17 protein-coding genes and 1 pseudogene are annotated in these 14,862 nt (G+C 55.0%); 6 read left to right on the top strand and 12 right to left on the bottom strand.

The annotated features are described in order from the left end of the window. From D1227_RS13205 to D1227_RS13170, 8 genes are all read right to left on the bottom strand, one after another. On the bottom strand, positions 1–2,135 hold a 2,135-nt coding region (locus D1227_RS13205), incomplete at its 3' end, for a copper-transporting P-type ATPase (protein WP_147373292.1). 86 nt (positions 2,136–2,221) lie between these two features. After that, entirely contained in the window at positions 2,222–2,473 is a 252-nt protein-coding gene (locus D1227_RS13200; RefSeq protein ID WP_084396990.1) for a DUF5676 family membrane protein, read from the bottom strand. 176 nt (positions 2,474–2,649) lie between these two features. Next, positions 2,650–3,375 carry a helix-turn-helix domain-containing protein gene (locus D1227_RS13195; protein ID WP_119404568.1) on the bottom strand — a complete coding sequence of 242 codons (726 nt, stop codon included), beginning with the start codon at positions 3,373–3,375 and terminating at the stop codon, positions 2,650–2,652. After that, complete coding sequence (locus D1227_RS13190) at positions 3,372–3,734, bottom strand: hypothetical protein (protein WP_147373311.1); 363 nt, start codon at positions 3,732–3,734, stop codon at positions 3,372–3,374. The genes D1227_RS13195 and D1227_RS13190 overlap by 4 nt, the downstream gene beginning before the upstream one ends. Beyond that, the gene (locus D1227_RS13185; RefSeq protein ID WP_119404977.1) at positions 3,731–4,804 is read right to left on the bottom strand and encodes an acyltransferase family protein; all 1,074 of its coding nucleotides are present in this window, start codon (positions 4,802–4,804) and stop codon (positions 3,731–3,733) included. Before D1227_RS13185 ends, D1227_RS13190 begins: the two co-directional genes overlap by 4 nt. Further along, complete coding sequence (locus tag D1227_RS13180) at positions 4,801–5,916, bottom strand: acyltransferase family protein (RefSeq protein ID WP_119404976.1); 1,116 nt, start codon at positions 5,914–5,916, stop codon at positions 4,801–4,803. Before D1227_RS13180 ends, D1227_RS13185 begins: the two co-directional genes overlap by 4 nt. Before the next feature lie 3 nt (positions 5,917–5,919). Beyond that, entirely contained in the window at positions 5,920–6,957 is a 1,038-nt protein-coding gene (locus D1227_RS13175) for a DUF4440 domain-containing protein (RefSeq protein ID WP_158586649.1), read from the bottom strand. 118 nt (positions 6,958–7,075) lie between these two features. After that, the gene (locus D1227_RS13170; protein WP_119404974.1) at positions 7,076–7,282 is read right to left on the bottom strand and encodes an SHOCT domain-containing protein; all 207 of its coding nucleotides are present in this window, start codon (positions 7,280–7,282) and stop codon (positions 7,076–7,078) included. Between the two features lie 275 nt (positions 7,283–7,557). On the opposite strand from D1227_RS13170, the gene D1227_RS19815 reads away from it, so the two are divergent. The 6 genes and pseudogenes from D1227_RS19815 to D1227_RS13145 all read left to right on the top strand — a co-directional run. Continuing rightward, positions 7,558–7,815: a hypothetical protein gene (locus D1227_RS19815; RefSeq protein ID WP_147373309.1), complete on the top strand. Its 258-nt coding sequence runs from the start codon at positions 7,558–7,560 to the stop codon at positions 7,813–7,815. 25 nt (positions 7,816–7,840) lie between these two features. Further along, positions 7,841–8,092, top strand: coding sequence for a YdcH family protein (locus D1227_RS13160; protein WP_119404972.1), 252 nt, complete (start codon positions 7,841–7,843; stop codon positions 8,090–8,092). A 257-nt stretch (positions 8,093–8,349) separates the two neighbouring features. After that, the gene (locus tag D1227_RS13155; RefSeq protein WP_119404971.1) at positions 8,350–9,777 is read left to right on the top strand and encodes a cytochrome ubiquinol oxidase subunit I; all 1,428 of its coding nucleotides are present in this window, start codon (positions 8,350–8,352) and stop codon (positions 9,775–9,777) included. Beyond that, positions 9,777–10,826 carry a cytochrome d ubiquinol oxidase subunit II gene (cydB, locus tag D1227_RS13150; protein ID WP_119404970.1) on the top strand — a complete coding sequence of 350 codons (1,050 nt, stop codon included), beginning with the start codon at positions 9,777–9,779 and terminating at the stop codon, positions 10,824–10,826. The genes D1227_RS13155 and cydB overlap by 1 nt, the downstream gene beginning before the upstream one ends. After that, positions 10,816–10,977: a hypothetical protein gene (locus D1227_RS20055; protein ID WP_199288324.1), complete on the top strand. Its 162-nt coding sequence runs from the start codon at positions 10,816–10,818 to the stop codon at positions 10,975–10,977. The genes cydB and D1227_RS20055 overlap by 11 nt, the downstream gene beginning before the upstream one ends. Before the next feature lie 80 nt (positions 10,978–11,057). After that, positions 11,058–11,471: pseudogene (locus tag D1227_RS13145) on the top strand (transposase); the annotation flags it as partial. A gap of 158 nt (positions 11,472–11,629) precedes the next feature. Here the strand turns inward: D1227_RS13145 and D1227_RS13140 are convergent. From D1227_RS13140 to D1227_RS13125, 4 genes are all read right to left on the bottom strand, one after another. Next, positions 11,630–12,301, bottom strand: a complete 672-nt coding sequence (locus D1227_RS13140) for a cytochrome b/b6 domain-containing protein (RefSeq protein WP_119404969.1) — start codon at positions 12,299–12,301, stop codon at positions 11,630–11,632. Positions 12,302–12,368: 67 nt separating this feature from the next. Further along, positions 12,369–13,070 (bottom strand): VIT1/CCC1 transporter family protein, encoded by a 702-nt coding sequence (locus D1227_RS13135; protein ID WP_119404968.1) that lies wholly within the window; start codon positions 13,068–13,070, stop codon positions 12,369–12,371. Positions 13,071–13,174: 104 nt separating this feature from the next. After that, positions 13,175–14,539, bottom strand: coding sequence for a sensor histidine kinase (locus tag D1227_RS13130; protein WP_119404967.1), 1,365 nt, complete (start codon positions 14,537–14,539; stop codon positions 13,175–13,177). Between the two features lie 76 nt (positions 14,540–14,615). Then, the coding region (locus tag D1227_RS13125; RefSeq protein WP_147373275.1) for an integrase core domain-containing protein at positions 14,616–14,862 on the bottom strand (247 nt) is incomplete at its 5' end.

Below are 14,862 nucleotides of genomic sequence, written 5' to 3'. Positions count from 1 at the left end.
GCAACCGGCACGCCGAGCGAATTATAGATAAAGGCAAAGAACAGGTTTTCGCGAATATTGCCCATCGTCGCGCGGCTCAGCCGCTGCGCGCGGGCGACACCGCGAAGATCGCCTTTGACCAGGGTGACACTGGCGCTCTCCATGGCCACATCTGTACCGGTTCCCATGGCTATTCCGATATCCGCTTGAGCAAGGGCAGGCGCGTCATTGATGCCGTCGCCGCACATGGCGACGACCGCACCTTTCGATTGGAGTTCGCGCACGATCCGGTTTTTGTCTTCTGGTGACACATCGGCCTCTACCTCATCAATGCCGATTTGGCGTGCAACCGCTTGTGCTGTTGCCAGGCTGTCGCCTGTCAGCATGACGACTTTCATGCCAGCCTTGTGCAAGGCGGCTATGGCTTCAGGGGTCGTTTCTTTGATTGGATCGGCGACACCAATCAGGCCCGCCGGTTTGCCGTCCAGAGCGGCGAACATCACCGTCTGGCCGTCGCGGCGATAGGTTTCAGCATGGGCTTTCAGTGTTTCGTCAAAAGCACCGACCCGGCGCATCATCTTGGCGTTGCCGATGGCGAAAAGCTTTCCATCGACCCGGCCCTGCGCGCCTTCTCCGGTGACTGATTCAAAATCGGTCGACTTCAGGCGCGCTGCGCCGCGCTCTTCGGCCCCGTTGACGATGGCTTGCGCAAGAGGGTGCTCGCTCCCGCGTTCAATCGCGGCAGCGTAAGCCAGGAAGTCTGCTTCTGCGAGACCACTCGCAGGCTCGACTGTCACAAGTTTGGGGTGGCCCTCTGTCAAAGTGCCGGTCTTATCGACGACGATCGTGTCGACTTTTTCAAACGTCTCGAGCGCTTCAGCATTTTTGATCAGAATGCCGCTCTGTGCGCCCTTTCCTGTGGCGACCATAATTGACATCGGCGTTGCAAGGCCAAGCGCGCAGGGACACGCAATAATTAACACAGCCACGGCGTTGACGATCGCAAAAGCCATGGCCGGGTGAGGCCCAAAAATCGCCCAGACGATGAAAGTGATAATCGCGATCACGACGACGGCCGGGACAAACAGGCCGGCCACTGTGTCGGCGAGCTTCTGGATGGGCGCGCGTGAGCGCTGAGCTTCGGCGACCATGCGTACGATTTGCGATAGCATTGTATCTTCGCCGACGCGCGTCGCGGCCATGACGAGTGATCCGGTGCCGTTAACTGTACCGCCGGTAATCGGATCCCCTGCTGCTTTCTCGACTGGAATAGGTTCTCCAGTGATCATGGACTCGTCGACATTCGAACGCCCTTCAACAACTTCGCCGTCGACAGGTACTTTTTCGCCTGGCCGGACCCGTAGCCGGTCACCGCTCTGGACATCGTCGACGGAAACCTCTTCTTCCTGTCCGTCCGCCACGATTCGGTTTGCTGTCGGCGGGGTGAGTTCCAGGAGCGCGCGGATTGCTCCCGATGTTGCGCTTCGGGCTCGCAGCTCAAGAACCTGCCCGAGCAATACGAGCGTCGTGATCACCGCGGCCGCTTCATAATATACAGCGACTTCGCCAGCCTCATTGCGAAATGCGTGCGGAAAGATGCCTGGCAAAGCTGTTGCAACAAGCGAGAAGACAAAAGCAACGCCTACGCCGAGAGAGATAAGGGTGAACATGTTGAGGTTCATCGTCCGTACCGACCGAACACCACGGACGAAGAATGGCCATCCGCCCCAGAGGACGACAGGAGCCGCCAGCACGAATTGAGCCCATTGGGACCAACCGGCGGGCAAAAGCCCTTCGAGGGGTTTGCCGGAGATCAGGTCACCCATGGCGTAAATGGCAAGCGGGATGGTGAAGATGGCGCTGATCCAGAATCTACGGGTCATATCGTCGAGTTCTGAAGTGTCTTCTTCGCCTACGACAACACCTTCTGGCTCCAGCGCCATGCCGCAGATAGGGCACCCGGAGTTTCGGACGTCGCGAACGTTTGGATGCATCGGGCATGTATAGACCGTGCCTGTGTAGCCCTGCGGGACGAGATCATATTTGCCGTCCGCGCCGGCATCGGCGTCTCCGCCACCATGGCAACAATCATGATCATCCCCGTGGTGGTGATCATGATGTCCATGCTCGTGATGTTTATGATCGGTATTGGTCATATCCGCCCCTCCGGGGTTTGGCTTCAGTGTCACTCTTAAAGGTCAACGCCCGGGTTGGGCGGCTGATCTTTAATGGAGTTCTTGCATTAGGCTTTTTGGCGATTGAACAGCCGGTAGAGCGGTACGAAGACAAGCGCGATATACCAGCCGTAAACGTAGGACTCGATGAGGCCGAGGAAGAAGCTTGAAACCGAAATGAATTCAAATCCGGGTAGGAGCTCTTCCCACGCACCGTGCATGTGGAGACTAGGCGGTGCGACCAACCCCCATGCGATACAGAGCGTAAACGTGATGGCGAGAAAAATGGATAGGGCGTGCCCAGTGGGGATGAGGCGCATGGTGTTTTCCTTCTCTTTGGTTGTTGCCGCCACATAATTCGTGCGACAGCGATGCGTTGCTTCGAAAATGAGTTAATACCCATAGGGGGTATTGGTTACTCCGTATATATACTTAGGGCCCGCATCGTTGTCTTGAGCAAGACAAGCGCGCCGACCAATCCGCGTTGGGTGAGGGATCAGCTGAGATCATCGACGGACACCTCCAAACCCGACAGGCCAATTTTTGGGGTCACCCCGAACCATTGTTGCAGTCGGCGAGTGAAATGCGCCTGGTCAGCAAAACCGCCCGCGGCCGCTGCATCAGCGAGACTGGACGACGCCTCCATTGCCTTAGCGGCGCCGAGCAATTGCAACCATTGCAATAGGTTGCTGGGCGGAACACCGAAGTCCGCCTTGACGATCTCTCGCAGCCGAGTTGGAGACAGCGCGAGCTCGCGCGCCAGAGCGGCGGGATTGGCGAGTGCGCGAACGTTGCCAAGGGCTTTTTGTAGGCGTGAATCTATGGCCGAACCAGGCAACCGGCCCGCGAACCTTTTCGCCCAATCGCGCGCCTGATTAGTGTCGGTGATGTGCTCCAGAGCGGCTGATAGATCATCCGAAAGGCAGGCAGGCTGATTGCATTGCTGATCGTTTCGAATTCCGGAAAAGCGCGGGTCAATATAGATCGAGCGCGTCAGGCGTCCCTCAGGACCGATGGAATGGGTCTGCCCAGTAGGGATGTGAATAGCCTTGCCGGTCGGGGCTACTATCTCTGAGTTTGTCGTCACCACGACTGCGCCATCCAGCCCGAGTATGGCCTGATGTGCCAAATGAGCATGTGCCGTGTTCTTGCCAAGGCGAGCGTCGAGCGCGGCCCAGCCGACCCCGATGGCCAACGCGCCAGACCAGGGCGCCGCGCTCATTTCAATCTCCCCTGAGTGTCAGGCTCGGTTGCTTTAAGAAAAGCGTAGATCGCTGTTTCGCATTGACCGCACGCGGTCCCGAGCCTGTTCGGGCTGTTGCTCGTCGTTTCCAGCGAGGCTCTTTCAAGGCCTCTGAAAATACCTGCCATCGCTCGTAGTGCCCTGAGGAGATTTTCTCGGCGGTGTTCGATCGACTTCGCAAGTGCCTCAGAAAGAAGAATGCACACCTCGGCCGTCATGAATGCCATTTGTGCAAACTTAGTTGTGGGTGTGTTTTCAGATGCGCCGCTTATAAGCTTCTCAAATTGGCTTTGAGCCCGAAGCAGTGTTTCAGTCAGTGAATGCGGCGCGGAGGTCATGCAGCGACCTCCGTCGAGACGGTTTTTTGTTTTTTGGGGTGCGCACCGGGCTTCAGCCTGAGCACCGGCTTTTCAATAATGTGCCAGGACGCAGCCGAGGCAAACAGAACGAGCGGCGTGGCCACTAGGCCAAGCATTGCCGGGGCAAGGTCAGGTTGAGCGACCAGAAGCAGCTGCAAAATCGGATAGTGCCAAATATAAATCCCATACGAATAATCTGGGATCTTGGCGACACGAGGCGAAGCACGTTTTGGCAAACCAGCCCGCAGCATAAGGCTTGTCAGGGCAAGGGTTGCAAATAGTTCGCCAAAAGGCCCGCCGCCAAACAGCGCGAACACGGCAATCAATCCAGCGATCGCCACAATTGGGGGTTTGCGCAAGACCGGCCAATGCCAAAGGGTCATTCCAAGTAGGAAAGCTGATGAAAGGCGTAGCAGCGACATCACACTCGGCGGAAGCGCACTTGTATCGATAACGAATGGCGCACCGAGGTAAACCGATTGTACGATTGTGAAGACGCCAAGTATCCGCCAAGGGCCATTAACCAGCCCAATCATAAAAGCTATTCCAGCAAGAATGTAGGCTGCGATTTCGAAACGGATGGTCCAAAGGGGACCATTAAAGTCTGTCTCTAGATTAGTTGTGAAGATTTGGGCAGGCGCGCTTTCGGGGTCCCCCAGAGCTAAAACCTTGACGACGTATAGCCAATCATCAGGCTTTAAAATGGATGTCCCATTTATGGCTCCGAGTGCGGGCGCAAACACAAGCGCAAAAGCGATGAGCACCACGCCTAGAGCTGGATAAATGCGGAGAAACCGCGATAACGCATAGGCGCGCATATCGCGCCGGGTGTGAAGGCTCTTGGCGATCAGGAGACCGGACAGCACGAAAAAGCCATTCACGGCCATGTAACTGGCGGTCCATTCGTGGATGCGAAGCGGTTCGAACCCTGTCGTGAGGAGCCAGACATGACCGAGCACTACAGCGATCGCCAGCACCCAGCGCACCGCGGTGAAGTGGTTGGCGCGAAACAGCGGATCGTTGGCAAAACCGGTCGATGCTGCGTTCATTGCGCGTCTCCCTCAATTGAACTTGCAGGAGACAAGGTTTGAGCTTGGGAAGCTAAAGTCTTTGACTTGCGGTTGCGGGTTTGGGGCGCAGTTTTAAAGGCCAGGGCAGGCTTCTCTATGAAATGCCATGAGATCGCGGCAATCGACAGGTAAACCGGGGTAGAGACAGCCAGAAGCGTCAGTGGATTTAGGTCAGATTGCCAAACAAGCAGAGACTGCATCACCGGGAAGTGCCAAATATAAATCCCATAGGAATAGTCAGGAATACCGGCTATTCGAGCATTTGCCTTTTTCGGCAGACCGAGGCGCAAAATGATGGCCGTCAACGCCCAGTTTGCGAAAATTTCTCCTAGAAAGCTGCCGCCAAAAAGACCAAACAGCGTCGCTAGACCTGCGATCGCCCAGATTGGCGGCCGTCGAAACTCGCGCCAATGCCAAAGCAACATCCCCAATAAAAAGCTTGAACTAAGCCTGAGCATAGGCATCAAATTGACATGCAGGTCACTGTCTTGATGCGCCGTTGCGAAATACACGTAAGCGCTCTGCACAGCCAAATATGTCATCAAAACTCGGATGCGGCCGTTTGCGAAGCCGAATATGAAAGCAATTGCGGCCAATATATAGGCGGCTAACTCATATCGAATGGTCCAGAGCGGATCATTGAAGACGGTTTCAAGATTATCGGCGTAAATATGGGCTGGCTGACTTGCATGATCGCCCATTGCGAGCACTTTCAAGACATAGAGACCCGCACTCAAAAACCGTGATCTTGTCAGCTCCTCATGGGAGAAAAGCGGCATGAAGACGAGCAAGAATGCGACCATGACCACAATGAGAGCTGGGTAGATGCGCAAAATGCGCGATTGTGCGTAAGCGCCCAAATTGCGCCTGGTGTGTAGGCTTTTGGCAATTAACAAACCAGACAGCACAAAAAAGCCGTTGACCGCCATATAGCTCGCCAACCATCCATGAATTTGTAGCGGCTCTGGCCCAACGGTTAGCAGCCAAACATGGCCAAGCGCGACAATTCCGGCCAGTCCCCACCGCACTGCAGTGAAGTGGTTTTGACCTATGAGCGGGTCTGCAAGCTGTGTTTGGCCACCCCCAGCCATTTATCAGTGCTCGTGATCTTCGGTGATCGGCGCGGATGACCAATGGACATGGTGAATCTTCCAGACCCCAGCGTCGCGTTTGAGAACCATGGTTTCCATAGCTTGGCGGTGTACGGGCTCGCCCCTATAGGCGCCATTAATCTCCGCTTGAGAGATCACCGTCGCGATATCGCCATTCTCGATAATGTTTCGGTCTTTGAGGTCGAATGACACTGCCGCCGCATAGGCCATATCATTAGACATATGGTGGCCAGCATACTCTTCGAATGAACGCTCAGCGCCGCCGCCTTCTGCGATCACAGCGCCGGGCGCAAAGAGTTCACGAAGCGCTGCCTCATCCCCTGCTTTTAGCGCTTCGCCGAACGCGTCAGCGACGCTCGCCGGCGACCCGGTCTGCGAGGCCGGGATTGCAGGCGGGCTGTCTTCATCGTGGTGCCCATCGCTATTGTCATGGCTGGCTGGCGCGGTGTCATGCTGGCCGTCAGCATTGTCATGGTCATTCGCGGTCGCCGCCAAGTCTGGCATGGCATCCATGTCATGATCTGCCGCGGCGCCGCTGCCGCCATGATCATGGTCGTGGCCATCTCCGGTTACCTGCGGCAGGCTTTTGACGCCAAGACCGTAGCCATAGACGATTTTACCGCCCCACCAGGCTGTGACGGTTAAGCCGAGCGCGGCCGCAGCCAAGCCTGTGACGAAAATACCAGAGGCGGCTTTTGTTCTTCCCGTCCAGCGCCAGGCCGCCAATAGCAGGATGGCGAGGCCGGATGGTACAGCCCAGTTACGGTGCGTGGTCATCGCTGCATGCGACGGCGCATCATGAGCTACCGTGTAATAGGCCTGAAACCCTGCTGCTATGGTCAACACGATCGCGATCGCACCAAAGGCCAGCATCCAGTCCGCAGCCGGTCGCAGGGTCGCTCGCCATCGCTCGACAGGCGAAAAGGCGGCCAACACATAAGAGGCAAAAGCCGTGAGGCTAAGCGCATAGGCAAAATGCACCAGAATCGGATGCAGGTTCGGTTCAATCAAATCGCCCAAAAGCGCCTCCCAGTTAGCCATATGCGTGAGCGTCGCTGTCTTCAGCGACTGGCATTGTCTGGGTGATACGCCGGACACTTGCCCGACCCCTCAAGAATTGTGGGGTCTGCAAGCGGCGTTAGGTCAGGTCTTTCATGCGACGATCAAATTCTTCCTTGTCTATTTCGCCGCGCGCATAACGTCGCCGGAGGATATCAACCGGGTCACTGGACTTGGAGTCCGACCCGACCCGATTGATGGTTGCACGCACAGCGACATAGATCAGCAATGCCAGGACGCCCCAAAAAATCAGCGCGCCAAGACGACAAAAAGTCAAATCCGCCATTTTTTCTAGTCTCAGTGTCCGCACTGCAAGATCGCGGCAATGCAATGAAGATCAGAACGCCTTTAATGTTTGAACGGCCGAGCAAGAAGATCATTACACTCACGAATCACGTCCATGATATCGAATACTAAGTATGTGCGACCAACCAGAACATGGATCTTACAGAGTTGTAAATTTCTCGCTGAGTTGCGTTCAAATAACCCGGCTAAACCACCGGCTATGAAAAAAGAGGGAAGGGAGCCATTTTGAATGCATCTCAAAAAAGGAGTAGAGATATGACCAATCAACCAACGCCGAACGAGAGACTAAACAAATTGTCGGTATCGATCGAAGCTGCGCGAGAAAGGCTTCGTTTGCAACACGTGCTTTACGCTGAGCATGGCCCGACCCTCGAAGAGTTGGCTGCTCGCCACAAAGAGCTGGATCGAATGCTCGCGGATGAAGTCGACAGCGAAGAGCGACATGGTCATCATGTCAGCCAACTCGAACAAGCGTTTCGTGCATGGGTTAACCATTTGAATTTCGACTTATAGGCTTCTGCAACAAAGGAATACAAAGATGAGTCATGTGAAGCACGAACTGGCCGAGGAGTTTCCACAACACATCGATAGGCTCCATGAATTGAAAGTTACGAATGCGCATTTTCGGCGTCTCGCCGCAGAGTATCACGAGCTGAACCGCGCCATACATTCTGCCGAAGCAGATGTCGATCCGACGTCTGATGAGCATCTGAAAGAAATGCGAAAACAGCGCATCCTTTTGAAGGACGATATTTATAAAATGCTCCGCGCGGAAGAGACAAAACTATGATACTCAGACATGTCGAAGAAGCATGCGGGTGTTTCGCCTTGTGTGACTGACGATTGGGCACGCAAATGTTCCATGGTCGCTGTTCTTGTGAAGTCTCATCGAACACGGCTGGTTAGAAAATAGATGGCATTCAGCGAGGAGTTGCCAATCAGATGAGCTCCATAACTCTACTAGCCCGTCGGCCGATGAGTATTCGCATAATAGGGACAACCAAATTGCGCTCTAGTTTGGCCGTATCTGGTTAGAAAGCTGTAATCATGGAATTTGACGCGCTATTGCTGTCACGTATCCAGTTCGGGTTCGTTATCGCCTTCCACATCCTTTTTCCGGCTTTCACGATCGGGCTCGCTGCCTTTCTGGCCGTTTGTGAGGGGATGTGGCTTCGGACTGGGCGTGAGGTCTATAAGGGACTTTATCTGCACTGGGTGAAAATCTTCGCTTTGGCTTTTGCCATGGGTGTCGTCTCTGGCGTCGTTATGTCCTACCAGTTCGGAACCAATTGGAGCGTCTTTGCGGACAGGACCGGCAGCGTGCTGGGGCCGCTGCTCGGATACGAAGTGCTGACGGCATTCTTCCTTGAGGCAACTTTTCTGGGCGTCATGTTGTTTGGTTGGAACAAAGCCGGCCGAAAGTTGCATTTTGCGGCGACCTGTGCGGTGGCGATTGGAACCTCAATTTCGGCTTTTTGGATCTTGTCGGCCAATAGCTGGATGCAAACGCCGCAAGGGTTTGCTGTGGATCCGGTCACAGGCAATTTCTATGCGACCGATTGGCTGAAAGTGATCTTCAATCCGAGCTTTCCAAGCCGCTATGTCCACATGATGCTGGCTGCCTATGCGACAACGGCAGCTGTCGTTCTGGCGGCAGGGGCCTGGCAGATTTTGCGCGGTCAGAACAGTGAACCAACACAGTGGCAGATTCGAATGGCGGCGCTGACACTTGCTGCTGTCATGCCATTTCAGATCGCCGCTGGTCATTGGTCTGGCGAGGTGGCGCATGAGCATCAACCCGCCAAGATTGCGGTCGTTGAAGCGTGGTGCGACACCAAAGCGGTGCAGGGCACAGCGATCGTTGCCTGGCCTGCTGATAATGAATGCGGACTTGCGAGTGTCGAGATACCCGGCACAAGTCCGCTTCTGTTTCCAAAGGCTAATGGCGATCTGCAGGGGCTGGACGCGTTCGATGCGAGTGAGACGCCGCCGATCTGGATCCCATTCTGGAGCTTCAGGATCATGGTCGCGGCTGGACTTGCAATGTTGGCGTTGGGAGTTTGGGGGTTGTTTCTGTGGTGGCGCCGACGGATTGATCAGCCAGGCCTATTTCACTGGCTGGCGGTGCCGGGTGGAAGCCTTGGCTTCATTGCTGTCCTGACCGGATGGATGGTCGCTGAAGTTGGACGACAGCCCTACACAGTCTATGGGCATTTGCGTACCGAAGACAGTGTTGCGCCGGTTGAGACCGCTGCTGTGGCGACCTCATTGCTCGTATTCATGGTGGTTTACGCGATCGTATTCACAGCCGGCAGTGTTTATATGGCTCGAATTGCGACACGCGGCTTTACTGATGACCCGACCGATACGCCGCGTGGCGAGCGCCGGGCCCCGGGATCACCATTGGGCGCGGTCGATGATCCAGCTGAGGAATTACCGCCAGAGACTGCTGTCGCTGATCGGAGAAAAAACTGATGGATTATGCACTGATCTGGTCACTCCTGATTGCCACGGCGGTGATGATGTATGTGCTGTTGGACGGTATGGACCTCGGCGTTGGCATGCTGACTTTCTTCGCCACGGATGACCAAGAACGCAACATGATGACGGCAACAATAGAACCCGTTTGGGATGGTAACGAGACTTGGCTTGTACTGGGAGGCGGCGGCCTGTTCGCCGCTTTTCCACTCGCCTATTCGATCCTGATGCCAGCCTTTTACCTACCGCTACTATTTATGTTGGCGGCATTGATTTTCCGCGGTGTTGCCTTCGAGTTCCGACATAAGGCTGTGCGCAAGCCAACACGTCTGTTCTGGAATGGTGCATTCTGTGGCGGATCCTTTGTTGCAGCGCTGTCGCAGGGGATTGTTCTCGGGGCCTTCATTCAGGGTGTGACCACTGAAGGCCGCGCCTTCGCTGGCGGCATGTTTGACTGGCTGAGCCCGTTCAGCCTGCTGGTCGGTGCGTCGGTTGTGGTTGGTTATGTCCTGCTCGGGTCTTGCTGGCTGGTTCTGAAGACTGAGGGTGAACTTTACGCCAAATCGCGGCGCTGGGGGCTGACGGCGCTGGCGGGTGTGTCGGTGGCCTTTGCGCTGGTCAGCATGGCGACGCTATCTGTGGATTTGCGGATTACAGAGCGTTGGGGCTTTTCGATGACCGGGCTCGACTGGGGTACGCTTTTGCCGCTTGCGCCCGTGCCGCTGATAGGTCTGCTTTTGACGGCTTGGCTGGCACGCGATCTGTGGATGGTGGCGGGCGAGGAAGGCAGTGCGCCTAACTGGCGCCCTTATCTGCTGGCGGCCGGGATTTTCCTGTCAGGCTATGTCGGGCTCGCGATTAGCCTGTTTCCATGGCTGGTGCCGTTCGAATATACGATATGGGAAGCAGCGGCGCGGGATAATGCATTGGCGCTGATGCTTGTCGGTGCCGCCACGATGTTGCCAATCATTTTGATCTATACTGCTTATGTCTACCGCCTGTTCTGGGGCAAGGTCAAACCTGGCGATGGCTATCATGGCCCTTAGGGACTGGCTTGAACCCGCCCCGCCTTTAGAGGCTGGTGAGGCCGAGCCGCCGCTGACACGTAAGCTGCTCTGGTTTGGGGGGCTGATGCTAGCCGGTGTCTGTGTCGTTGCCGGAAGCGCCTATGTTCTGCGCACGCTATTATTTCTATGATTGTTTTTCTCCCAAGAAGCTGGATCTCTGTGATTTAGATTTTCTGACAATCTGAAACCTGGCGGGCAGGAGAAAGTGCGATGAAGGCATCGAAGTTCCCGACCGCCCAGACAGCGTTCATTTTGAAGCAAGGCGAACAGGCAACCCGGTCGCGGAAATTTGCCGGAAGGCGGGAATCAGTCAGGCGACATATTTCAACTGGTATAAAAAATATGCCGGTCTGCTGCCTTCAGAGATGAAACGACTGAAACAGCTGGAAGATGAGAACATGCGGCTGAAGAAAATCGTCCTAACCTGACGCTTGACCTGGAATTGCAGCAGGATGTTCTTACGCAAAAGCTGTGAGGCCTGCTCGGAAGCGAGAGCCGGTGATTGAGGCGGTTCGCGAATAGGGCGTGTCGATAAGGCATGCCTGCCGATCCCTGATGCGCGATGCGTCCGCCTATCATTACAAACCTCACATATGCGATCAGGCCGCACGGCGCTATCGGAAACAAACCCCCGATATCGCTCATAAATCACGCTGCCGTCACCAGCCCGGCAATGTGATCAATGGCCGGAAAGTCTAATCGGCAGCGGTCCAAACATTGGGCTCAGAGCACTCTCTACTGATTGTTGCGGAAACCCTTCAGTTATATGCTCCTCTCCAAGCCTAATCATTCGGGCGTTTACGCCCCGTCACCATCGCCGTAACGAGACTTTCTTTGTGCGCAAGACTGGAGGTGATCACGCCAAAGATGTGAAGCGCAACAAGCATCAACGTTAAATAGGTGAAAGCCGAATGGACGCCTTCCAGCAACTCTTCAGAGCCTTCTCCTCGTTCATGATCATCTTCATATTCTTCCCCGTCATCTTCATCTCCATGCTCCAATTGAACACGTGATGCCGAAGACTGATCATTTACTGTTTGCGCACTGATGATACCGGCCAATGGCCCCCGGCCATCTTCCACTGCCAGTAGGGCCATTCCTGAGACAGTTGTGATTGTAAGCGAAAACAAAAGTGCCAAGATCATAGCCGCGCCTGCAGGGTTGTGGCCCAAATAGCGTTTGGCACTCCCTGACCGTATCCCTGCGAGATATCCAAAAACCGCTCGCGGGCCTGTGACGAAGTTTGAGAACCGCGCATGCTTTGTGCCAACAAAACCCCATAGCAGCCTCAACACTACAGCAATTGCAACAGCATATCCCGCCCAAACATGAAGGCCGAGTAATTCATCACCGGTTAAATAGGCCGTGAAGAAACCGATGACGATCGTCCAGTGTCCTATCCGGACCAGCGGGTCCCAGACTTTTACTTTTGGCTGTTCGTCAGAAGTACTCATTTTTGGTCTCCAAAATGCTGGTCCAGTTGCGCCCATTCTTTCTTGGAAGGTGCGCCGAAGGTGGTGGTTAGACAACCGTTCCGAATAGTTTGCCGATCAAGCCTGTGACGATCATAGCTCCGGCGCCCCAAAACACGACGCGGGCAACGGCCCGAATTCGCCCAGCGCCGCCGGCGGTAGCTGAAGCGAGGCCAAGCAGGGCAAGCGCAAGCAAAGAGACAGTTGCAATGATCGAATTCAGTGCGTCCATAGGCGCAAGCCAGGCCGCGATGAGTGGCAATGCGGCACCTGCTGCAAAACTCGCCGCTGAAGAGATCGCTGCCAGAATGGGTTGAGCGGTTGCCGCTTCGGTCAGTCCAAGCTCGTCTCGAACATGCGCGCCTAAGGCATCCTTTTCAGAGAGCTGCGACGCGACCTGTTTGGCAAGATCCGGTTCCAGTCCGCGGGCGACATAAATGTCGGCAAGTTCTTGTTCTTCTTCTATCGGAAAATCTGCAAGTGCCGCCTTTTCTGTTTCGATATCGGCCCGCTCAGTATCGGCTTGAGAGCTAACAGATACAAATTCTCCAGCGGCCATCGACATTGCTCCGGCGGTAAGGCCAGCGATACCGGCTATGATAATTTCACTCCGCCCCGCCGAGGCCGCCGCAACCCCGATAATCAGGCTGGCTGTTGAAACAATGCCGTCATTCGCGCCTAGCACGGTTGCGCGGAGCCAGCCAATGCGGTGGAGGTAATGATGTTCATTCGGAAGATTACGGTACGACATGGTATACCCCTCAGACAGTGTTGGCCCATGGTATAACCAAGGGCGCGTGCGTTAGATATGGGTTCCAAAGCGGTCGATTGTTTCGCCGTGGATATCTTTTAAACTCACTCACAGGACGGCAATGTAATATCAACACGAAGCCCGCCACCCGGAGCATCGTCCAGTCGAGTTTCGCCGCCATATAGCTCAACAAGTTCTTTTACAATGGCCAGTCCGAGACCATGTCCCGGTTCAAGTTCATCCCATTGATTCCCGATACCAAATACCATCTCTCTGGCCTCCAAAGGTAGGCCAGGCCCATCATCCTCAATCGTGATGACCACCATATCGCTGAGCGAGCGCTGCGCAGAGATTACAATCTCAGTTTGCGCGAATTTGAAGGCGTTTTCCAAAATGTTTCCGAGAACCTCTTTCAGGTCCTGAGAATCGGTTGTCAGGAAGAGGCCAGGATCAATGTCTGTTTTAACACTAATGTTTTTATCTTTGAAGAGAGTCTGTAGAGCCCGGAGCACCTGAGATAGTTGTTCTCCCAGGGACGTTCGCATTCCGGGCATTCTGGCAACAATGGACGCCCGTGCGCGGGCCAGGTGGTGGTCGATATGTCTTTGCATGACGCGCGACTGTTCCAGAATCGCGGTTGCGCTCTCATCCTGACCGCGTTCACTTAACTCAAAGGCTTCGCCCGAGATTATTGTCAGAGGGCTTTTCAGACCGTGGGCCAGATTGCCTGCGCCGGCGCGGGCGCGTTGCAACATGTCGCCCATGCTAACGAGCAGCCCATTAAACTCATCGACCAGAGGCTGGACTTCTTGTGGAAACGCGCCTTCGAGATTGCGAGTGCCCCCCGCGCGCACATTGCTCAATGATGTGCGAAGCTTGGTGAAGGGCGATAAAGCAAATCTGAGAAGCATGATGGCTGACGCAACCAAAACAAGCGCAAAAACGCCAAGTGATACTCCCAGAAGCGTATTAAACTCTGCGACCATGGCATCGAGGTGGCGCTTATCTGTTCCGACAATATATTGGCGCAACTGGCCGCTGGAGGGGTGTGGATTAATCGATCGTTCTACAAATAAGAGCGTGCCGGTTGGTCCGTCGACTTTGTGGCGTTCCGTAGACGCACCTGGGGGGTGGGGGTCTGGTTCGAGGTCTAAGCTAAATCCGTCAAAAGAGGGACTTTCCAGCTTATTTTCGTCGCCCTCGCGAACGAGCCAATAATACCCAGATTTAGCAACATCATATCGCGGATCGCTGAAATGCTCACCCATAGCGAGGTATCCGCCGTCACGATCTTGTACAAGCCGCTCAAGTTCTAAAACATGGATATCCAGCTCTTCATAGAATTGCTGTGTGACTTGCGCCTTAAAGATATTGGAAAGCAGCAGAAAGGCGATCACGAACCCCGCGCAAATCCAAAATGACGAGGCCCAAATCAAACGTCTGCGCAAAGAGATGTTAGTCATTTTCATCTTAACCAAACCTGGCCTGCCCGATCTGACTGGCCCAACCGAAATGTTAGGATCGACGGTTGGTTTGTAGCGGCGTTCATGCCGCCTTCAACCTATAAGGCGGCATGAAGGTCGCGGGCAAGATGGTTCTGGGCGCGGGTGGTTTATAGCCCAGCGATGAGTGCGGTCTTGCGGTGTTGTAGAACAGTCTCCAGTTCTCGATCAGGACCTGCGCCTCGCGCAGATCATAGAAGATTTCACGAGCGAGGAGTTCGTCTCGAAGTTTCGAGTTGAAGCTCTCACAGTATCCGTTCTCCCATGGTGATCCTGGCTCGATGTAGAGC

Origin of the sequence: Henriciella mobilis, assembly GCF_003576315.1 — a bacterium.
Classification (GTDB): domain Bacteria; phylum Pseudomonadota; class Alphaproteobacteria; order Caulobacterales; family Hyphomonadaceae; genus Henriciella; species Henriciella mobilis.
This window is presented reverse-complemented; position numbering and strand designations above follow the sequence as displayed.